This window comes from Phenylobacterium aquaticum (assembly GCF_022695515.1).
Classification (GTDB): domain Bacteria; phylum Pseudomonadota; class Alphaproteobacteria; order Caulobacterales; family Caulobacteraceae; genus Phenylobacterium; species Phenylobacterium aquaticum.
The window spans coordinates 1-21,481 of the sequence record NZ_JALDPT010000019.1; the positions used below are offsets into that span (position 1 = coordinate 1).

16 protein-coding genes are annotated in these 21,481 nt (G+C 69.9%); 10 read left to right on the forward strand and 6 right to left on the reverse strand.

The features are described 5' to 3' along the window. Positions 1–2,011: CocE/NonD family hydrolase (locus MQH10_RS14705; RefSeq protein ID WP_242564787.1), on the forward strand; the 2,011-nt coding region annotated here is incomplete at its 5' end. A gap of 184 nt (positions 2,012–2,195) precedes the next feature. Here the strand turns inward: MQH10_RS14705 and MQH10_RS14710 are convergent. The 4 genes from MQH10_RS14710 to MQH10_RS14725 are packed head-to-tail and all read right to left on the reverse strand — an operon-like array spanning position 2,196 to position 7,209. Further along, positions 2,196–3,827: a dipeptide ABC transporter ATP-binding protein gene (locus MQH10_RS14710; protein WP_242564788.1), complete on the reverse strand. Its 1,632-nt coding sequence runs from the start codon at positions 3,825–3,827 to the stop codon at positions 2,196–2,198. Further along, a complete protein-coding gene (locus MQH10_RS14715; protein WP_242564789.1) occupies positions 3,820–4,653 on the reverse strand; it encodes an ABC transporter permease in 834 nt (277 codons plus the stop codon). Before MQH10_RS14715 ends, MQH10_RS14710 begins: the two co-directional genes overlap by 8 nt. Continuing rightward, positions 4,650–5,606, reverse strand: coding sequence for an ABC transporter permease (locus MQH10_RS14720; RefSeq protein ID WP_242564790.1), 957 nt, complete (start codon positions 5,604–5,606; stop codon positions 4,650–4,652). The genes MQH10_RS14715 and MQH10_RS14720 overlap by 4 nt, the downstream gene beginning before the upstream one ends. Continuing rightward, a complete protein-coding gene (locus tag MQH10_RS14725) occupies positions 5,599–7,209 on the reverse strand; it encodes an ABC transporter substrate-binding protein (protein WP_242564791.1) in 1,611 nt (536 codons plus the stop codon). The genes MQH10_RS14720 and MQH10_RS14725 overlap by 8 nt, the downstream gene beginning before the upstream one ends. Before the next feature lie 99 nt (positions 7,210–7,308). Between MQH10_RS14725 and MQH10_RS14730 the strand changes: the two genes are divergently transcribed. From MQH10_RS14730 to MQH10_RS14745, 4 genes are all read left to right on the forward strand, one after another. Continuing rightward, the gene (locus MQH10_RS14730) at positions 7,309–8,988 is read left to right on the forward strand and encodes a tetratricopeptide repeat-containing sulfotransferase family protein (RefSeq protein ID WP_242564792.1); all 1,680 of its coding nucleotides are present in this window, start codon (positions 7,309–7,311) and stop codon (positions 8,986–8,988) included. A 233-nt stretch (positions 8,989–9,221) separates the two neighbouring features. After that, complete coding sequence (locus MQH10_RS14735) at positions 9,222–11,657, forward strand: TonB-dependent receptor (RefSeq protein ID WP_242564793.1); 2,436 nt, start codon at positions 9,222–9,224, stop codon at positions 11,655–11,657. Positions 11,658–11,897: 240 nt separating this feature from the next. Continuing rightward, entirely contained in the window at positions 11,898–13,208 is a 1,311-nt protein-coding gene (locus MQH10_RS14740) for an alpha/beta hydrolase family protein (RefSeq protein ID WP_242564794.1), read from the forward strand. 77 nt (positions 13,209–13,285) lie between these two features. Further along, positions 13,286–14,380, forward strand: a complete 1,095-nt coding sequence (locus MQH10_RS14745) for a glutathione S-transferase family protein (RefSeq protein ID WP_242564795.1) — start codon at positions 13,286–13,288, stop codon at positions 14,378–14,380. Positions 14,381–14,619: 239 nt separating this feature from the next. Here the strand turns inward: MQH10_RS14745 and MQH10_RS14750 are convergent, their stop codons facing one another. Next, positions 14,620–15,579, reverse strand: coding sequence for a LysR substrate-binding domain-containing protein (locus MQH10_RS14750; protein WP_242564796.1), 960 nt, complete (start codon positions 15,577–15,579; stop codon positions 14,620–14,622). Positions 15,580–15,738: 159 nt separating this feature from the next. Here MQH10_RS14750 and MQH10_RS14755 point away from each other — a divergent pair, with 159 nt between their 5' ends. The 5 genes from MQH10_RS14755 to MQH10_RS14770 are packed head-to-tail and all read left to right on the forward strand — an operon-like array spanning position 15,739 to position 20,956. Further along, the gene (locus MQH10_RS14755) at positions 15,739–16,950 is read left to right on the forward strand and encodes an aromatic ring-hydroxylating oxygenase subunit alpha (protein WP_242564797.1); all 1,212 of its coding nucleotides are present in this window, start codon (positions 15,739–15,741) and stop codon (positions 16,948–16,950) included. Continuing rightward, entirely contained in the window at positions 16,947–18,215 is a 1,269-nt protein-coding gene (locus tag MQH10_RS14760; RefSeq protein ID WP_242564798.1) for a cystathionine gamma-synthase family protein, read from the forward strand. The genes MQH10_RS14755 and MQH10_RS14760 overlap by 4 nt, the downstream gene beginning before the upstream one ends. After that, positions 18,215–19,792 (forward strand): FAD-dependent oxidoreductase, encoded by a 1,578-nt coding sequence (locus MQH10_RS14765; protein ID WP_242564799.1) that lies wholly within the window; start codon positions 18,215–18,217, stop codon positions 19,790–19,792. The genes MQH10_RS14760 and MQH10_RS14765 overlap by 1 nt, the downstream gene beginning before the upstream one ends. Positions 19,793–19,802: 10 nt before the next feature. After that, positions 19,803–20,084, forward strand: coding sequence for an FAD-dependent oxidoreductase (locus MQH10_RS26455; protein ID WP_272886951.1), 282 nt, complete (start codon positions 19,803–19,805; stop codon positions 20,082–20,084). Then, positions 20,060–20,956, forward strand: coding sequence for an NAD(P)/FAD-dependent oxidoreductase (locus MQH10_RS14770; RefSeq protein WP_336605109.1), 897 nt, complete (start codon positions 20,060–20,062; stop codon positions 20,954–20,956). Before MQH10_RS26455 ends, MQH10_RS14770 begins: the two co-directional genes overlap by 25 nt. On the opposite strand, the gene MQH10_RS14775 is transcribed toward MQH10_RS14770, so the two are convergent. Continuing rightward, complete coding sequence (locus MQH10_RS14775) at positions 20,953–21,426, reverse strand: Lrp/AsnC family transcriptional regulator (RefSeq protein WP_242564800.1); 474 nt, start codon at positions 21,424–21,426, stop codon at positions 20,953–20,955. The two genes, MQH10_RS14770 and MQH10_RS14775, sit on opposite strands and share 4 nt — an antisense overlap. Between the last annotated feature and the right edge of the window lie 55 nt (positions 21,427–21,481).

The window sequence follows — 21,481 nt, forward strand, 5'->3', positions numbered from 1 at the left end:
GCCTTCGCCGGCCTCGCCGACCGCGCCCGCCGCCGCCGGCTGGACCCTGCCGCCGGCCGGCGGGGTCACGGAGACGGAGCATGTCTGGATCCCCATGCCCGACGGGGTGCGGCTCTCGGCCCGCCTGTTCGTGCCGGACACCGCCGGCAAGACCCCGGTCCCGGCGGTGCTGGAATACATCCCCTACCGCAAGCGCGACGGCTATCGCGGCCACGACAGCGCCTGGGGCCCGCAGCTGGCCAGCCGCGGCTTCGCCTATGTCCGGGTCGATGTCCGCGGCTCCGGCGATTCCGAGGGCGTCATGGTCGACGAATACGACCTGCCGGAGCTCTCCGACGGCGAGGCGATCATCGCCTGGATCGCCCGCCAGCCCTGGTGCTCGGGCGCGGTCGGCATGCGCGGCATCTCCTGGGGCGGGATCAACACCTTGCAGGTGGCCTCCCGCCGTCCCCCGGCGCTCAAGGCGATCCTGGCGCTGGGGACCACCGACACCCGCTATGGCAATGACGCCCACTATGTCGGCGGCGCGCTCGGCCACACCAATCTGCAATGGGCCATCGCGTTTAAGTCGGTCATGGCCGGCCCGCCCGATCCGGCCAATGTCGGCCCGGCCTGGGAGGCCATGTGGCGCCAGCGCCTGGCCGCGACCCCGCCCATCACCAAGACCTGGCTCAGCCACCAGACCAACGACGCCTATTGGAAGCGCGGCTCCCTGGATCAGGACTGGCGCGCGATTCAGATCCCCACCTATGTCGTCTCCGGCTGGCAGGACAGCTATTCCAATCCCGTCGGCCGCATCCTCGAACACCTGAAGGTCCCCAAGAAGGGCCTGATCGGCCCCTGGGGCCACACCTATCCCTGGACCGCCGCCCCCATGAGCCTCGACTGGGCGGTCGAGGAGCTGCGCTGGTGGACCCAGTGGCTCAAGGGCGTCGACACCGGCATCATGGCCGAGCCCATGCTGCGCGCCTTCATGCCCTATGCGACCTGGGCCGAGACCCGGCCCCGGGAGATCCCCGGCCGCTGGGTGGCGGAACCGACCTGGCCCTCGCCCAAGATCCGCCCCCGCATCCTCCACCTCACCCCGGACGGCCTCGCCGACCGGCCCGGTCCCGGCCATACCGCCACCGTCGTCGGCGACAAGGTCGTGGGCCTGACCAAGCCGGAATGGATCGACCGCCCGCCTATCGACCAGGGCCTCGACGACGCCCGTTCGCTCACCTTCGACAGCCCGCCCCTGACCGAAGACCTGGAGATCCTCGGCTATCCGAGCTTCAGGGTCCGCGTCGCCGCCGACGTGCCCGTGGCCAAGCTCGCCGTGCGCCTCACCGAGGTCACCCCCGATGGCCGCTCCTGGCTGGTCAGCTACGGCCTGAAGAACCTGACCCACCGCACCTCGGACACCGACCCCGCCCCGCTCGCGCCCGGTCGCGCCTATGACCTCGACATCCCCCTGATGATGGTCGGCCACCGGTTCCGGAAGGGCAGCCGCATCCGCGTTGCGATTTCGGAAAACCTCTGGCCGCTCGCCTGGCCCTCGCCGCGGATCGCGACCCTCAGCCTGGCCCTGGACCGCTCCAGCCTCAGCCTGCCGGTCCGCCCGCCGGAGACGGCGCCCGCCCCGTTCCCCATCCCCATCCGCCATGCTCCCGCTGACACCGCGACCCCGGTTCCGGAGGTCACCACCGCCCCCATCGCGCCGGGCCATTACCGGATCGAGCTGAACACCCCGCCCGCGCCCTTCACCTGGCCCGACATCCAGACCACCACCGCCCGCGGCCACTGGGAGACTGTCGAGTTCATCGAGGGGCAGCCCAACAGCGGCCTGTGGCGCCAGAAGGTCACCAGCTCCTGGTCCCGCGACGCCTGGGACTGCGCCGTCACCGCTGTCATCGAACTCCGCTCCACCGAGACCGAGTTCCTGCTGACCGAAAGCCTCTCCGCCACCCAGTCCGGCAAGGTCATCTTCGAGCGCAGCGAGGATGCACGGATCTCGCGGAATTTCGTCTAGCTCTCGCCCCTCTTAGCCCTCGCCCCGTTTACGGGGGTCGAGAGCGGCGTATCGCCAAATCGTTGGCGACACGCATAGCCGGACCAAGCGGTCCGGCTCGCTCTCGACGGTTGGGTGAGGGGGCCTTGCTGAATCCACGCCGCCGCTGAAATGCCGAAAGACGCGTCGCTTGGCGACGCGCCCCTCACCCTGCCCTCTCCCCACGACGTGGGGAGAGGGTAAGCGGCTCACCCCACCGCCATCTCCGCCCCCAGCTCCCGCCCCGGTGCGGCGCCAGCAGGGCCTGGGTGTAGGGGTGGCTCGGCCGGGTCAGGACCTCGGCCGCGGGGCCGGTCTCGACCACCACCCCGTGCTGCATCACCGCGATCCGGTGGCCCATCTGGGCGGCCACCCTCAGGTCGTGGGTGATGAACAGGATCGCCAGGCCCAGCCGGTCCTGCAGGTCGCGCAGCAGGTCGAGGATCTGGGCCTGGACCGAGACGTCCAGGGCCGAGACGCTCTCGTCGGCGATCAGCAGGTCGGGATTGGCGGCCAGGGCCCGGGCGATCCCGACCCTCTGGCGCTGCCCGCCGGAAAAGGCCGCCGGCCGGCGATGGAAGGCCGCTTTCGAGAGCCCCACCAGCTCCAGCAGCTCTTCCGCCCGTCGCCGCGCCTCGACGGGCCGGGCGCCGGCCAGCACCCCGGCGCGGACGATCATGTCGCCGACGCGCCTGCGCGGATTGAGCGACCCGAACGGGTCCTGGAACACCATCTGCACGGCGCAGCGCTTGTCGCGCAGGGCCTCGCCCTTGAGCGCCAGCATGTCGACCCCGGCCACATGGGCCTCGCCGGCGGTCGAGGCGATCACCCGCACCAGGATGCGGGCCAGCGTGCTCTTGCCAGACCCGCTCTCGCCGACGATGGCGAGCGTCTCGCCCCGGCGGATCTCCAGATCGACGCCGCCCAGAGCCTGGCGCGCGCCATAGGTCTTGGTCAGGCCCCGCGCGACCAGGGCGTGCTCGCCCGTCACGGGCCGATGCGGCGGCGGGATCATGCCCGGCGCAGCGGCCATCAGCTCGCGGGTATAGGGATGGGCCGGCGCCAGCAGCACCTGGCGCGCCTCGCCGGCCTCGACCAGCTGGCCCTTGCGCATCACCACCACCCGGTCGGCGATCTCGGCGACCACGCCGACGTCATGGGTGATGAACAGCACCCCGTGGCCGTGGGTCTCCCGCAGCTCGCAGACCAGCTTCAGGATCTGGGCCTGGGTGGTCACGTCGAGCGCCGTGGTCGGCTCGTCGGCGATCAGCAGGTCGGGCTCGAGCGCCAGGGCCATGGCGATCACCACCCTCTGGCACTGGCCGCCGGACAATTGGCTGGGATAGGATCGGGCGATCCGCTCCGGGTCCGGCAGATGCATGTCGGCCAGCAGGGCGAGCGCCCGGCGGGTCCGCTCGGCCGCCGGCAGGTCGGTGTGCAGGGCGAACACCTCCTCGATCTGGCGGCCGACCCGCACCACGGGGTTCAGCGCCGCGATCGGCTCCTGCGGGATCATCGCCACCCGGTTCCCGCGGATCTTCCGCAGCTCCGGCTCCGACAGGGCCGTCAGCTCGATCTCGCCCAGGCGGATCACCCCGGCGTCGCGCTTCAGATCGCCGGGAATGGCCCCCATGACCGCCCCGGCCAGCATCGACTTGCCCGATCCGCTCTCGCCGACCACGCAGACGATCTCGCCGCGATGCACGGTCAGGGACACGTCCTCGACCGCATGGGCGCGGTCGCCCCCGGCCGGCAGGGCGATGGACAGGTGCTCGACCCGCAGGATGGGCTCAGCCACGGCGGCCCTCCGCGTTCAGCCCGTCGGCCAGCAGGGACAGCCCCACCACCAGGGACGAGATGGCCAGGCACGGGAAGATCACCAGGTGCGGGAAGGCCAGAGCCATGGCCCGGCCCTCGGCAACCATGCCGCCCCAGTCCGGGGTCGGCGGCGGCAGGCCCAGCCCGAGGAACCCCAGGGCCCCGATGGTGATGGCGCTGTAGCCGATGCGCAGGCAGTAATCGACCAGCAGGGGCGGGGCCGCATTGGGCAGGATGTCCTGGATCAGGATGCGGTGCGCCCGTTCGCCCTGGGCCTGGGAGGCCGCCACATAGTCGCGGCCGGCGATGTCGAGCGCGATGGCCCGCACGATGCGGAAGATCGCCGGCGCGCTGCCGAAGGTCACGGCCAGCACCACATTGGCGTAGGACGCCCCCAGCGCCACGATCACCACGATATAGAGCACCAGCACCGGGAATGAGAGCACCACGCTGGCCAGGAAGGACAGGATGGCGTCGGTCGCCCCCTTGAAATAGCCCGCCGCCAGGCCGGCGCTGACCCCCACCAGATAGGCGGTCGAGGTCGCCAGCACTGACAGCCCCACCACCGGGCGCGCGCCATAGATCACGCGGGACAGGATATCGCGGCCGAGCAGGTCTGTGCCCAGCCAGAAGGTCCCGCCGCCGGGCGCCCGCGCGCCGGGCGAGGCCAGCGGCGTCAGGCTGGCCAGGGGATCGAAGGGCGCGAGCCATGGCGCGAAAGCCGCCACCAGCAGCCATCCGGCCACCAGGAACAGCCCGATCATGGCCGAGGGCTTCAGGAGCATCAGGCGGCCGGCGGGTGTCATGAGTGACGTCCTCCGCCGGGGGCGAGCCGGGGATCCAGCCGCACATAGATCAGGTCGGCGATGGTCTGGCTGACCACGACCGCCAGCACGCTGACCATGGCGCAGGCCTCGACCAGATAGACGTCGGCGTTCAGCGAGGCCTGATAGAGCAGGGTGCCGAAGCCGCGATAGGCGAAGAACACCTCCACCACCATCACCCCGGACAGGATCCAGGGGATCTGCAGCATGATCACCGTCACCGGGGTGATCAGGGCGTTCCGCAGCGCGTGGCCCAGGATGATGCGGGCCGGGCTCGCCCCCTTCAGCCGCGCCATGCGGATATAGGGCTGGGCCATCACCTCGGCCATCGAGGCCCGGGTCATGCGGGCGATGTAGCCGGTGGAGGCCAGGGCCAGCACGCTGACCGGCAGGATCAGCTCGCGCAGCGACAGCCCCGCCGCCATGGTGCTCACCCCCGGCAGCCAGCCCAGGCCGATCACGAACACCGCCGACAGGAAGACGGCGGTGGCGAATTCCGGGATCGAGGTGGTGACGATCGAGACGAGCGAGATGGACCGGTCGAGCGCCGAGCCCTCCTTGGCGCCGGCCGCCACCCCCAGGATCAGGGACATGGGGATCATCACCAGCAGAGCCCCGCCGGCCAGGATCGCCGAGGCGCCCAGACGCGGCAGGATCAGCTTCAGGATGTCCTCGTGATAATAGGTCGAGGTCCCCCAGTGACCGCGCACGAAGTCGGCCAGCCAGCGCAGGTAACGGATGGCGAAGGGATCGAGATAGCCGTTCTCCGACAGCCAGGCGTGGCGCTGGTCGGGCGTCGAGAACTGGCCCAACACCTTCACCGCCACGCCCTCGACGTTCAGCTCAAGCGTCAGGAACACCAGGAACGACACCACCAGCATGGTCAGCGCCAGGCCGCCCGCGCGGCGGGCGAGATCGGTCAGGGTCTCACGCATCGGCGAGCCACACCCTGTCCATGCGGAAATAGTCCGAGGGGTGGGCGCGGTAGTTGCGCACCCGCGGCGACACCGCCGTGAACTTCTCCGCCCAATACGGCTGCACCATCACCGCCTGGTCCTGCAGGATCTGCTCGAGGCCGGCCATGGCCTTGGACCGGGCCACCGGATCGATCAGCCCCATGGCCGTGTCCAGGCCCGCGTCGAACTTGGGTTCGTTGAACCGGCTCTCGTTCCACGAACTGGTCGAGCGATAGGCCAGGTCCAGCGCCATGACCCCCAGCGGCCGGTGCGCCCAATAGGTCAAGCCGAACGGGGTCTTGTCCCACACCGACCAGAATTCCGACGCCGGCAGAACGTTCAACTTTAAACGAATGCCGGCCTCGGCCAGGTTTTGCTGCAGCACCTGGGCGGTGTCCTGCTCGAACCGGCCCTGGGTGTTGCCCAGGGTCAGCTTAAGCTCGACGCCATCGGCGTGCCCCGCCTCGGCCAGCAGATGCCGGGCCTGGGCCACGTCGCGCTTGAAGGCGGGCAGGGCTGCGTAGTCCGGCTGGAAGGGCGCCACATGGTGGTTCTCGCCCACCACCCCATAGCCGCGATAGGCCAGGCGCAGCATCTGGGCGTTGTCGGCGGCCAGCTGCACGGCGCGGCGCACACGCAGGTCGTCGTAAGGCTTCTGGTCGTGCTGCATGCGCATGACCACGGTCTGGGCCGCCTGCTGGCGGATCAGCCGCGCCTGGGGCAGGCGGTGGACCAGGTCCAGTTCGGCGACGCTGACCCGATAGAGGATGTCCACCTGGCCGGCGGCCAGGGCCGCGACGTGGGTCGAGATGTCGGTGCCGAGGTCGATATAGTCGATCTGGGCGAGCGTCGGCGGCGCCCCCCAATAGCCGTCGCGGCGGCGGAAGCTTGCCTGCCGGCCGACCTGGAAATCGGTCAGGCTGAAGGGGCCGGTGCCGATCGGGTTCTTCGGCCAGTCGGCGCCCTTGCGCTCGAAGTCCCGGTGCAGCATCGGGCAGGTGAAGGCGTAGAGCTGTTCGGGCAGGGAGCAGACCGGCCGGTTCAGATGCAGGCGGAAGGTCAGCGGCCCTGTCACCTCGATCCCGGTCAGGGCGGCGAAGGCCGTCCGGTTCACCGACTTCGAGTTCGGCGCGATCCAGCGGTTGATGTTGAAGGCCACGTCCTGCGTCGTGAAGGCGTCGCCGTTCGACCAGCGCACCCCGTCGCGCAGTTCGAAGTCCCAGGTCTTCAGGTCCTCCGAGGGCCGCCAGCTCTTGGCCAGGAACGGTCGGCAGATATTGTCGGCGTCGACCTCGACCAGAAACTCCAGGCAGTTGCGGAACAGGTTTGAGGCCTCGATCCAGGTGGTGAGCGCCGGATCGGTCATCTGCTGCACCGCGCAGACGAAGCGCACCGTATCCTTGCTGATCGGCGCCTGGACCGGGGCGCAGGCGGACAGCCCCACCGCCGCCGCGGCCGAGGCGCCTGAGACCCCCAGCCAGCTCGCCGCCCGCAGGAAGTCGCGCCGCCCGATCTCGCCGCGCCGCAGCTGTCGCAACAGCTCGGGCGCCGCCGGGTGGGGACGACCGCCGTCAAGGTTCACGAGGCCGTCTGTCTCCCCCAAGCTGCGCGGTCCCCCATCCCCGTCCGATCGTCGCGATCGCCTCCCGCCACCCTCGGGTCGGGCGCGGCGCGCCATCCAATGCCTTTTTCAGATACGCCCATCGATATTCAGAACGCGCCCGGTCCGACGGGCCCTGGCGCAGGGATTGGGGGTTGCGCGGGGCAGGGGGTCAAGGGATGGATTGCCGGCCCGCTCAACGCCCCGCGCCTGGAGATCGCCCTGTCCGCCGTCCTGCCAGATGTCCTGGACGACGCCCGCCGCGCGCTCGGACCCGACCCGGCCCGCGCGCTGGCGCTCGCCCGGACCCTGCCGCCGGGACCGGAGACCACCTTGCTGATCGGCGCCGCCCAGCGCCGCCTGGGCGAGGCCGCCGCCGCCGTCGCGACGCTCGCCCCACTCGCCGCCGCTCAGCCCAAGGCCTGGGGCGTGCAGTTCGAACTCGGCGCGGCCCTCGCCGTCCTGGGGCGCGCCGCCGAGGCCGAGGCGGCGCTGGTCCGCGCGGTCGCGCTCAATCCCCGCTCCGCCCAGGCCCGGCTGCATCTCGCAGGCCTGCGCGCCGAGATCGGCGATCTCGAGACCGCCGCCGCCGACTACGCCGCCCTGGCCGCCGAGGCCCCCGACCAGCCACCGCTCTGGCTGAGCTACGGCCACGTCCTCAAGACCCTGGGCCGCCAGGCCGACGCCGTCGCCGCCTATCGCCGCGCGCTCGCCCTGGCCTCCGACTTCGGCGAGGCCTGGTGGAGTCTCGCCAATCTCAAGACCTGGCGCTTCTCGCCCGCCGATCTCGACGCCATGGCCGCCCAGCTCGCCCGCCCCGACCTCGCTGAGCCCGACCGCGCCCCGCTGCACTTCGCCCTGGCTAAGGCCCTGGAGGACGAGGCCCGCTACCCCGAGGCCTTCGACCACTACGCCCATGGCAACGCCTGTCACCGCGCCCGCAACCCCTACGACGCCGACGCCAACACCGCCTTCGTCCAGGCCCAGATCGACCTCTACACTCCCGCCTTCTTCGCGGCCCGCGAGGGCCTCGGCTGCGACGCCCCCGACCCGATCTTCATCCTCGGCCTGCCGCGCTCGGGCTCCACCCTGGTCGAGCAGATCCTGGCCAGCCATTCCGCGGTCGAGGCCACCGCCGAACTGCCCGACCTGACCGCCGTCGCCGCGACCCTGCCCAGGCCCTATCCGGCCAGCCTCGCCGATCTGCCGCCGGCCGCCTTCGCCGACCTGGGTCGCGACTATCTCAGCCGCATGTCGATCCAGCGCCGCACCGACCGGCCGCTGTTCACCGACAAGTTCCCCAACAATTTCATGCACGCCGGCCTGATCGCCCTGATCCTGCCGCGGGCCAAGATCATCGATGTCCGCCGCCATCCCCTGGCCTGCGGCCTGTCGGGCTTCAAGCAGCTCTACGCCCAGGGCCAGGCCTACAGCTACGACCTCGCCGACCTCGGCCGCTACTACACCGACTACGCCCGCCTCATGGCGCACCTGGACGCCGTCCTGCCCGGCCGCATCCACCGCCTGTCCTATGAGGCCCTGGTGGAGGATCCGGAGACGGAGATCCGCGCCCTCCTGGCCTATTGCGGCCTGGCCTTCGAGCCCGCCTGCCTGGCCTTCCACGAGACCCGCAGGCCCGTGCGCACCGCCAGCTCCGAGCAGGTCCGCCGGCCCCTCAACCGCGACGGCCTCGACCAGTGGAAGCGTTTCGAGCCCTGGCTCGGCCCCCTCAAATCCGCCCTGGGTCCGGGCCTCCTCTGACCCGCATCGGTTGGGCGCGCACGCCCAGGATGCCTTTTTTGGATGCCGCCATATCGAAATTCTGCTTCCCGGTTAAGGAGCCGGGGGCGAACCTCCATGACGAAATTATGTATCGGGTCGCCTCAAACGCAGCGCCCCGCAAGACGACATAAATAATGGCTGTGTCCGTCGCGCCTTGCGCGCGGGCGTTATTGTCAACGAGGGGGACTGAAGTGAATTTATCAAATGGAAACGTGCTGCGCCAAAGTCATGGCGCGCGCAAGCTGGCGGTTCTTCTGGCCTCCGGCGCCAGCCTCGCCGCGCTCAGCTGCGGCTCGGCCTGGGCGGCGGACGCCAAGGCCGGGACCGAGCTGACCGAGGTGGTGGTCACCGCCAACCGCTCCGGCGCGGAATCCCTGCAGAACGTGGCCATGGCCATCTCGGCCGTCAGCGTCGAGCAGATCACCCGCTCCGGACAGGGCAACCTCTCCGACCTCGCCAAGTTCACCCCCTCGCTGTCGATCACCGAAGGCGCGCCGGGCTACAACAAGTTCGACATGCGCGGCCTGTCGACCGGCGGTTACGCCAGCTCCGACACCTCCGACCGCTCGCTGGTCGCCGTCTATCTGGACGACACCCCGATCTCTCTGCAGGGCCAGACCCCGGACCTCAAGGTCTATGACCTGGAGCGCGTCGAAATCCTGCGCGGTCCGCAAGGCACCCTCTACGGCGCGGGCTCCATGGCCGGCACCATCCGCTTCGTCACCGCCAAGCCCTCGACGTCCAGCTTCTTCGGCTCCGTCGAGGCTGGCGGCGCCACCACCGAGCACGGCGGCGAGAGCTACAGCCTGCGCGGCATGGTCAACATGCCGATCATCAAGGACCAGCTGGCCATCCGCGCCACGGTCTATCAGGGCGAGGACGGCGGCTACATCGACAATATCGGCCTGCGCAACAAGGCCGACGCCAACCTCAACCGCACGACCCAGGCCCGGGTCGCGGCCCGCTGGACGCCCACCGACAAGTTCACCGTCGACGCCAGCTACACCTTCGAGCAGAGCCACGCCTATGGCCTGAACAGCGGTCTGAGCGGCCTCGGCGACTACAAGGTCTCGACCAATTCGCCGGAAGGCACCCGCGACAGCTTCCAGATGTATTCGATCAATTTCGACTACGATCTGGGCTTCGCCGACCTGGTCTCGACCAGCGCCTACACCTGGCGGCGGATCGGCTTCAACGCCAGCCCCGAGCCGCAGATCGGCTACTTCTTCCAGGACTATACGGGCCTGACCCCCAGCGCGAACGCCTATCCCCTGTTCAAGCAACCGGCCAGCTACAGCCAGGCGGTCACCAATTCGATCCCGCCTGAAAAGTACATGATCTCCAACAAGGTGCATGACTACATGCAGGAGATCCGGCTGGTCTCGAAGAATGACGGCCCGATCAAGTGGACCATCGGCGCCTTCTACGAGCAGCAGCGTCGCAACCTCTACCAGGACATCCCGACGCCCGGCTTCGACAAGCTGTCCTACATGAACTACTTCTACGGGCCCTTCAACACGCCCGACGGCAAGTACAATTCCAAGACCGTCGACGGCGCCTTCAATCCCGACGACATCTTCTCGGGCCTGCAGAACCAGGAAGAACACCAGTTCGCGATCTTCACCGACGACACCTGGCACGCCACCAAGAAGCTCGACGTGACCGTCGGCCTGCGCTGGTTCTCCTTCTCGGAGAAGTACTACCTGTTCGAGGGCGGGGTTTACGGGGTCATCGACCACAAGCCGCTGGAGCTCAACGCCAAGCAGAAGTCCAACGGCTTCAACCCGCGCTTCAACGTCTCCTACCACGTCAATGACGACCTCATGGTCTATGCCGAGGCCGCCAAGGGCTTCCGCTATGGCGGCGCCAACCAGCCCGTGCCGCTCGGCACGACCGGCGTCGCCGGCCAGTGCACCCAGAACCTGGCCAGCTACGGCTACACCGCCGCCCCGCTGACCTTCGGTCCGGACCATCTGTGGAGCTATTCGGTCGGGGAAAAGGCCAAGCTGGCCGGCGGCCGCGTGACCCTGAACGCCGACGCCTATTACGTCGACTGGCAGGACGTGCAGACCCGCCTCTTGCTGAACTGCTCCTACTTCTTCACCGCCAACAAGGGCGCCATCACCTCCAAAGGGATCGAGCTCTCCAGCGTGGTGAAGCTGACCGACGAACTGACCTTCTCGGGCAGCGCCGCCTATAACGACGCCAAGGCCAACGGGGACATCCCGACGGTCGGCGCCTTCGACGGCGACAAGACCCCCTACTTCCCCGACTGGACGGCCACGGCCGCCTTCTTCTACGACAAGCCGGTCGGCGACGGGACCCTGCACCTCCAGGCCAGCTACCAGTACCGCGGCAAGGAGCAGACCACCTTCGACTCCTCGGCCACCACCATCAAGAACGGCGTCCTGACCCGGACCGGCCCCAGCGCCAGCTTCGCGGTCATTCCGACCTCGGAGAATGTCAGCGCCTCCCTGGCCTATGACATCGGTCGCTATGAGGTCGGCGTCTACGCCAACAACATCACCGACGGCGCCAAGGTCACCAACATCGGCCGCGCCACCTATTACAAGATCTACCAGGCCGGCGACCGGCTGACCTACGCCCGTCCCCGCACCATCGGTGTACGGATCAAGGCCACCTTCTAGTCCGACCCGAGAGCTAGGCCGGATCTCCCCGGGCGCGGTGTTCTCGAACACCGCGCCCACTCCGTTTTCGGGGCAAGTTCTGCGTCGCCTCCAGAGTTTATCCCTCTCCCCCTGAGGGGGAGAGGGTAGGGTGAGGGGGTGTCAGCGCGCGCCTTGGCCGCGCGCCTGCCGGACGCCGCGCCGACACCCCCACCCCAACCCCTCCCCGCTTGGGGGGAGGGGCTTATCGTTGGAGCGCAGATGTCCCGCCCCGGTCTCCTCCTCGCCGCCCTGCTGGCCTTCGCCGCCCCGGCCCGGGCCGAAGCCCCGCCCAGCGTCCCCGGCGTCGACGCCCCGGAGCTGGCCCGCCTCGGCCCCCAGGCGGTGGGCGTGCGCACGGTCACCTGGATCCAGCCGGCCCAGCCCGACGTGCTCGCCTTTGACAAGGCCAAGGCCGCGGCCCCCCTCGTCGACCGCAGGCTGACGGTCGAGATCTGGTACCCGGCCAAGGCGGTCCCCAAGGCCAAGGCCGCCGTCTATGCCGACGCCCTGTCGGCCGAGCCGCCCATGCCGCCGGTCGCCTTCACCGTGCCGGGCATCGCGGTGCGCGACGCCCCGGCCGTGGCCGGATCCTTTCCCCTGGTCATCCTTTCCCACGGCTATGGCGGGGCCAGCGCCGGCATGAGCTGGCTGGCCGAGAACCTCGCCTCCAAGGGCTATGTGGTCGTGGCCCCCCGCCATCACGATCCGGACTTCGGCGACGCCGCGGGCTTCCCCGGCCCCCTGATGCGCCGGCCGATCGACATCGCCTTCGCCGCCGCCCAGGCCCGCGCGGGCGCGCGCGCCCGCCAGCCCGGCCTCGCCGCCGCCGATCCCAGCCGCACTATCCTGATCGGCTATTCCATGGGCGGCTATGGCGTGCTGACCGACGCGGGCGCCGGCCTCGATCCCAAGGGTTCGGTCAATTTCGTGCCCGGCGGCCTGATGGCCCCCTTCGCCCGCGGCGGCGCCCGCGCGGCCCAGCTCCGGGTCCCCGACGTGAAGGCGGTCGTCGCCATCGCCCCCGCCGGGATCAGCTTCAACGCCTGGGGCGCCGAGGGCCTCAACGGGGTCACCGCCCCCCTGCTGATCATCGGCGGCGACCGCGACCGCACCGTGGGCTTCGCCGGCGGCATCCGCCCGGTGTTCGACCGCGCGATCCACGCCGACCGCTACCTGCTGGTCTTCCAGAACGGCGGCCACGCCATCGGTATGAACGGCGCCCCGCCGACCATGCGCAATTCCGTCTGGGACATGGACTGGTTCGAGGATCCGGTCTGGCGCCACGACCGCATCATGGCCATCAACCAGCACATGATCACCGCCTTCCTGGACGCTGAGGTGAAGGGCGACGCGAGCCGGCTCGCCTATCTCACCCCCGACACGGTTCAGTCCAACGACGCCAAGTGGCCCGCCAACGGCCCCGCCGGCTACGCCCCCTTCAGCCCCGGCGGACCCGGCGCGACCTGGAAGGGTTTCCCCAAGAACCACGCGCTCGGCCTGGAGTTGCACCACGCGGCCCCCGCGCCCTGAGCCCCTTGGACAAGCTTCGCCGGATCAGGCTTCAATAGGTCCAAGCGGTCGATCAACGCCCGCACGGGGGAGATCGCATGACCGACGTCCATGAGGGCCGCTATCGAATCCTGGGCGGTCCGGGCTCGCCCTATTCGCTGAAGCTGCGCGCGGCCCTGCGCTATCGCCGCATCCCCCACAACTGGATCGTGCCGCCCGGCTACCTGGCCGAGGCCGGCGAGCTCAAGGCCGCCGACAAGGGCATGATCCCGGTCATGCAGACCCCGGATGGCCGCTATTGGGCCGACTCCACCCCCATGATCCTGGCCCTGGAGGACCGCCATCCCGGCGACCGCAGCCTGCTGCCCGATGATCCGGCCGACCGCTTCCTGGCCCGGCTGGTCGAGGACTTCGCCGACGAATGGCTGGTCCTGCCGATGTTCGACTTCCGCTGGGACGCCGAGCTCGACCAGGCCTTCTGCGCGCGGCGCCAGATGGCCGGCTGGCTGGGGGCCATGCCCCACGCCCAGTTTGACGAGATCATCGAACGCTTCCGCGCCCGCCAGACCGGCGTCCTCGCCCGCATGGGCGATCGGGAGACCAACCGCCCCCTGCTACGCGCCACCTATGCCGAGGTGCTCGAGGCCATCGAGGCCCAGCTGGAGGTCAGCCGATTCCTGTTCGGCGGCCGCCCCTCCATCGGCGACATCGGCCTGTTCGGCCAGCTGTCCCAATGCGCCATCGACCCGACCCCCTCGGCGATCATGCGCCGCGACGCGATCCGCACCTATCAGTGGGTCCAGGACCTGGACGACGCTTCGGGAATCGAAGGCGCCTGGCGCGATCCGGCCACGCCGCGCGGCCCCGGCCTGGAGCGCCTGCTGACCCTGATCGGCGAGGTGTTCATCCCCTACATGGCCGCCAACGCCGCCGCCGTGCGGGCGGGCGAGGGCGCGGTCTCCATCGAACTGCGCGGCCAGCCGCTGAAGGCCCGCGCCAACCCCTACCGCGCCTATTGCCTCGGCTGGCTCAAGCTCGCCCTCGCCGACGCCCTCGCCGCCGGCGCCCCGGATCTTGAACCCACCCTGCGCCGCCTCGGCGCCTGGGACACCCTCCAACTCGCCCCCGGCGAACGCGAATCCCTCCCGCCGCTGTCGCCCGAATCCACCGGCCGTCGGACAGGATTGTTCTGATCTTTGGCGCTCCGCAGCCCGGAACCCTCGCCCCACATCGTGGGGAGAGGGCAGGGTGAGGGGCGCGTAGCGCAGCGGAGCGTCTTTCGGCGTGAGAGCGGGCGCGGCGCGGCCGCAAGGCCCCCTCACCCAACCCTCTCCCCGCAAGCGGGGCGAGGGCTATCCACGAAGATCCTCCCCCAGAGGGCGAGCAGCGTAGCCCCCCGCTCAGCCCCGAACAGGCAGGGACCCAACCCCCCTCAAATATCCAGCATCTCCGACACCGCCCGCCCCGTCGCCGCGGCGAACCGGCCCAGCACCCAGCTCCGAAACAGCGAGATCGCCGGGTCGCCCAGGTCTTCGGCGTGGAACTTGAGGTAATAGCCGTAGCCGTCCTCCATCATCGCCTCGAAGGGCCGCACCAGCTTCCCGTCGGCGATCTCCTGGGCGAACATGTCGATGTCGGCCAGCGCTACCCCGCCGCCGGACATGGCATACTGGACGGCCGAGATGGCGGTGTCGAAGGCCAGGCCCCGGTCAGTGTCGACCTCCAGCCCGAACTGGCGCACGAACATCCCCCAGAGCAGGCCGCGCGGCTCGCTCTCCAGCTTCACATGCAGCAGTTCACTGGTCTTCAGGGCCTCGGTCAGTGACTGGCCCTGGATCTGCTCGGCCACCTCCGGCGAGCAGACCGGCGAGACCCGCACCATCCACAACAGGTCCGTCACCCGATCGTCCACGCTCGGCCGGTCATAGACGATCGCCACGTCCAGATCCTCGCGCGGCAGGCCGGTCACGTGGCTGGAGGACACGTCCAGCAGCACGTCCGGAAACTCGCGGCGGAAATCGCGCAGCATGGGCAGGGCCATCTGCTGCAGCAGGGAGGGCGGCATGTGCACCCGAAGCGTCCGCCCGCCGGTGTCGCCGCTGCGCACCGCGTTCAGCGCCTGCTCCAGCCGGTCGAAGGATTTGCGCACCACCGGCAGCAGGGCCGCGCCGGCCTCTGTCAGGGCCAGCCGATGCGGCCGTCGGTCGAGCAGCTGGCGGCCCAACAGGTCCTCCAGGCTGATCACATGCCGGCTCAGGGCGCTCTGCGACACGTGCAGCGCCTGGGCGCCGGCCGTGAAGCTCAGGTTCTGGCCCACCGCGTCAAAGGCGCGCAGCGCGTTCAAGGGCAGCCACCGTCGATTGATCGGGGTGGATTTCGTCTCGCTAGCCATGCGTCCTCCGCCAGCACTCGTTCCGTCGCCGGAACGCCTGACCTTGGCTTAAGCGGAGGCGTGCGAGAAGGGGCAGATTATGGAATGCCCGTATGAGGAAATGCGATGCGGCGCGCCTCATCCTTCGTGCCATGTTTCGTCGCTCGTACAGGAGGGTTCATGAGCGATCTGCGCGCCATCAGGAGCATGCTGGCGGCCCGTCGCCCCGGCCACAGTCTGCCGCAGGGCCTCTACAATGATCCCGCCGTCCACGACTTCGATCTGAAGGCGATCTTCGCGCGCACCTGGCTCCTGGTCGGGGCCGAGGTCGAGCTCCCCAAGCCCGGCAGCTATATGACGCTGGAGGTGGGCCAATGGCCCGTCCTGGTGCTGCGCGACCGCACCGGGACCCTGCGCGCCTTCCACAATTCCTGCCGCCACCGCGGCGCCCCGGTCTGTTCGGGCCACGGGACGACCGCGCGTCTGGTCTGCCCCTATCATCGCTGGACCTATGAGCTGTCGGGCGAGCTGGTTCACGCCGGCCGCATGCCCGAGGATTTCGACCCCTCGCAATACAGCCTCAAGCCCATAGCGCTCGAGACCCTGGCCGGGATCATCTACATCTGCCTCTCCGACGATCCGCCGGACTTCGGGCCCTTCCGTGAGGCCTTCGCCCCCCAGCTCCTGCCCCACGACCTGGCCAACGCCAAGCTCGCCCACACCAGCTACCTGGTCGAGAAGGCCAACTGGAAGCTGGTCATGGAGAACGCGCGGGAGTGCTATCACTGCCCGGGCGCCCACCCGGAACTCTCGGTCACCTTCCCGACCGGCGCCTCGGCCCATTTCGACTATGGCGAGGACAAGCACGCCGAGGACTTCTACGCCCGCATGAAGGCGCTGGGCCTGCCCTCCGACGAGGTCGAGGGGTCCTGGTGGCAGGCGGTCCGCTTCCCCCTCAACGAGGGCTGCGTGTCCATGACGCTGGACGGCCAGCGCTCGGTCGACAAGCTGATGTGCGAGGTGGGCGACGGTGACATCGGCTCCCTGCGCTGGGCGCTGGAGCCGAACAATTTCTGCCACGCCACCGGCGACTTCGTCTTCCTGTTCACCTGCATGCCGACCGGCCCGCACGAGACCCTGGTGACCGCCAAGTGGCTGGTCCACAAGGACGCCGTCGAGGGCGTGGACTATGACCTCGGCCGCCTCACCGCGCTGTGGGAGAAGACCAATCTCCAGGACCGGGATCTCGCCGAGAACAACCAGCGCGGCGTCAACTCCCTGGGCTATCAGCCCGGTCCCTACTCCCCCGACGCCGAGGCCCTGTTGATCCGCTTCGTCGACTGGTACTGCGCGACCGCGCAATCCTTCATCGACGAGGTCGAACCGGCATGAGCGACAAGACGGGTCTGCATCTCGAAACCCTGGCCATCAGCCACGGCTATGATCCGCAGTCGGGGCAGGGGGCGGCCAAGCCGCCGATCTATGCCACCTCGACCTTCGTCTATCGCTCGGCCCAGCAGGCCAAGGATATCCACGAACAGTTCTTCGACGGGCCCGATAGCGAGGGCGCCAAGCGCCTGGCCGGCGAGCCCGAGGCCTATATCTATGGCCGGCTCGGCCACCCCAACCTGACCATGGTCGAGGCGCGCCTGGCCGCCCTGGACGGGGCCGAGGATGCGGCGGCCTTCAACAGCGGCATGGCGGCGATCTCCACCACCCTGTTCGCCCTGGTCCGGCCCGGCGACAGCATCGTCCACAGCCGGCCCTTCTATGGCGGGGCCGACAACCTGATCCACAACGTCCTGACCGGGTTCGGGGTCAACGCCTTCTCCTTCCTCGACGGCCTCAGCGAGGCCTCGATCCAGGCCGCCCTGGACGAGGCCGCGGCCAAGGGTCCGGTCAGCGTGATCTGGCTGGAGACCCCGGCCAATCCGACCGCCGCCCTGGTCGACATCGCCCTCGTCGTCCGCCTCGCCAAGGCCTTGGGGGAGCGCCAGGGGCGCACGCCGATCGTCGCCGTGGACAACACCTTCTTAGGTCCCCTGCTGCAGTCGCCGCTCGCCGAGGGCGCCGACCTCTGCATGACCTCGCTGACCAAGTACTGCGCCGGGCACTCCGACCTCCTGGCCGGCGGCGTCTCGGGCTCGGCCGAACTGATCAAGACGATCAAGGCCCTGCGCACCTTGAAGGGCGCCCATCTCGACGCCCAGACCGCCTGGCTGCTGCTGCGCTCCTTCGAGACCCTGCCGGTGCGCACGGCGCGCGCCTGCGACAACGCCCTGAAGATCGCCACCTATCTGCGCGCCCACCCCAAGGTCCGCGGCGTCACCTATGTCGGCTTCCGTGACGAGCCGGAGGCCGTGGCCCTGCTCGCCCGCCAGTGCCGCGGGACCGGCTCCACCTTCTCCGTCCGGCTGAAGGGCGGGGAGGCCGAGTGCTTCCGCTTCCTCGACCGGCTGCGGGTGCTGCGCCTGGCCGTCAGCCTGGGCGGCACCGAGACCCTGATCTGCCACCCGGCCACCACCACCCACTACGCCGTGCCCGCCGCCGACCGCGAGGCCTCCGGCATCGACGACGGGACCCTGCGCCTGTCGGTGGGGCTGGAGCATCCCGACGACCTGATCGCCGATCTGGACCAGGCCCTGGAGGCGGTCTGATGACCCTCGTCGATCCCCACGCCCTCAACGGCAAGCTGCCCAGGCCCGAGCGCACCGTCGAGGTGTTGGTGATCGGCGCCGGCCCGGCCGGAACCGCCGCCGCCATCGCCGCCGCCCGCCTGGGCGCGCAGGTGCTGCTGGTCGACGAGAACCCGGTCTCCGCCGGTCTGATGGGCCTCGACACCCCGCTCTATTTCGGCGGCCGGATGACCTCGGCCGTGCAGCGCCAGTCGCGGATGATCGAGCAGGTCTTCGCCGCCAATCCCGACCTCGAGACCGCCATGGAACTCGGCGTCGAGATTGCGCTGGGGACCTATGCCTGGGGCGCCTTCGTGAATGGCCCCGGCGTCGGGACCCTGCCGGAGCCGGTCGTCGGCCTGGCCGACGAGGAGCGCGCCTGGCTGGTCGGCTTCAAGTCGCTGATCCTCGCCACCGGCGCCCGCGACATCGCTCTGTCCTTCCCTGGCTGGGACCAGCCGGGCGTCATGGGCGCCAACGGCCTGGCCGCCCTGCTGGACCGCTACGACGCCTTCGCCGGCCGGCGCATCGTCATCCTCGGCTCCGGCGATCTGGCGCTGGACACCGCCCGCCGGGCGCTCGCCCGTGGCCTCGACGTGGTGGCGATCATCGAGGCCCTGGACACGATCCAGGGCGCGCCGGATCGCGCAAAAGATCTTCAGAATCAAGGCGTTGAAATCCTGACCGGCCAGGTGATCCATCGCGCCCTGGGCGGCCTGGACGGGGTCGAGAAGGTCGAGATCGGCCCGGTCTCCGGCCCGACCCGGACCCTCGACTGCGACACGGTCTGTCAGGCCATCGGCCTGGCCCCGGCCATCGAACTCCTGAACATCCTGGGCGGGTCCCTGACCATGGATCCGGGCCGGGGCGGCCATGTCCCGGTGCTGGTCGACACCGTCAAAACCTCACTCGTCCATGTCTACGTCAGTGGCGACTCAGCTGGCCTCGCCGGCTGTGGCGAGGCCGGCGTCGCCCGGGCCGCGGCCCAGGGCGAAGCGGCTGCCCGCGCGGCCCTCGGCGAAGCCTACGATCCCGTGGCCCCGGCCCCGGCGGTAGATGCGATCGCCTACCAGCTCGCCTGGACCCGGGCCCTGATGAGCGTCGGCTCGGACGAGATCATGGTCTGTCAATGCGAGGAGGTCACCCGTGGCGACCTGCTCGGCGTCCAGCCCCCGCGCTACCTCGACCGTCCCGAGCGTATGGCCGCCCGCGACCTCAACAGCCTGACCGCCGACGGCCCGGCGAACCAGGATCAGATCAAGCGCCTGACGCGGGCCTGCATGGGCGCCTGCCAGGCCCGGCGCTGCCGCGAGCAGGTCGCCCTGATCCTCACGGCCGCGACCCAGGCCCCCGCAGGCTCCATCCCCCTGGCCGGCTTCCGCGCGCCGGTTCGCCCCTTGCCCCTGAAGGTCCTGGCCGACTGGAACGAGGCCGCCGAGATGGGCGCCGGCTGGGACGTCTGGTTCGGCATCCCCGAGCAGTGGATCCCCTATCGCGACATCGGCACCGAGCGGGAGGCGATGCACATCGCCATCCTCGGCGGCGACATGCACCTCTGAGGACCCGGCCATGACCAGTTCCAAAGGCGCCTCGGTGGTGATCGTGGGCGGCGGGGTGACCGGCCTCAGCGCCGGCTGGCAGCTGGCCCGCGCCGGCTGCGACGTGGTCGTCGTCGACAAGGGCGTCGTCGGCTACGAAGCCTCCAGCCGCAACGGCGGCGGGGCCTCGCACTATCACAGCCCCCTGTTCGCCGAGGAGCAGCGCCTCTGGCCGCAGATGGACGAGCTGCTCGGCTATCCGACCGAGTACCGCCGCGAGCGGTCATCGTGGCGCTCACCGAGGCCCAGCTGACCCACTACCACTACATGGCCGCCATGTTTAACGAGCTCGGCTACACGGCCGAGCATCTCGACGTGAAGCAGGCGCTGGAGATGGCGCCCCTGGTCAACGACAGGATCCTGGGCGGCATTCACCTGAAGTTCGGCGGCCAGGCCAATCCCCAGCGGACGGTCCAGGCCTATGCCTGGGCCATGCAGGACCATGGCGGGCGCATCCTGCAGAACGCCCAGGTCACCGGCTTCGAGACCGCCGGCGGCAAGGTCACGGCCGTGGTCACCAGCCGCGGGACCCTGGGCTGCGACGCCCTGGTGATCGCCGCCGGGCCCCAGACCGAGGGCCTCGCGGCCCAGCTCGGCGCCTTCGCGCCCATGGCGCCGGCCCGGGCCGAGATGATCATCACCGAGCCGGCCCCGTTGATGCCGATCGGCGGGGTGGACGGCAACGGCCTCTATGGCCGCCAGACCCTGCGCGGCAATCTCGCCTATGGCGGCGGCCCGCACGAATGGCTCGACGTGAGCGCGGCCGGCCCCAGCGCCCGACCGACCACGCCCCTGATGCGCAACCTCGCCAAGCGCGTCGCCGAACTGCTGCCCAAGGCCGAGCACCTGCGGGTGATCCGCAGCTGGGCCGGGGTGATCGAGACCACGCCTGACGGCCGGCCGATCCTCGATCGGCTGAAGGCGCCCGACAATGTGGTGCTGGCCTCGATGTCCGGGGTCGGCTTCGGCCTGTCGCCGGCCAGCGGCCACGCCATCTGCGACCTGGTGCTGGAGGGCCGTTGCACCTTCGCCGAGATCGACAAGCTGGGCGTCGACCGGTTCGCGGGCCTGTCGCCCGACTGGCGGGCCGAGCGCGGCTGGACCCCGGTCGCCCAGGCCGTCTAGGCGGCTGGCGGCGAGGTCCGCTGGATCACGGCGCGCAGGGCGAAGCTCGACTGGATGTGGGCCACATTCGGGATGCGCGTCAGCCGCCGGGTCAGGAAGTGCTCATAGGCGTCCAGGCTCGGCACCACGACCCGCAACATGTAGTCCGACCCGCCGGTCATCAGGAAGCAGCTCATCACCTCCGGCGCCCGCGAGATCTCGCGCTCGAACACCGCCAGGGCCTCCTCCGACTGGGTCGACAGGGTCACCGCCACATAGGCGCTCATGGCGTAGCCCAGCTTGCGTTCGTCGAGCCGCGCGCCATAGCCGGTGATGACCCCGTCCTTCTCCAGCCGTCGAACCCTGCGCAGCAGTGGGGTCTGGGAAAGCCCCACCTTTTCAGCAAGATCGCGCAGGCTGCCGCGGCCGTCCTCGGCCAGGGCGGCGAGGATCCGGCGGTCGATGTTGTCAAGCTTCGGCTCTGAGTTCATTTGGGGCTTCTGAGGCGCAACATGAGTTCAATTATGCCAAATAAGGGCCTTTTGC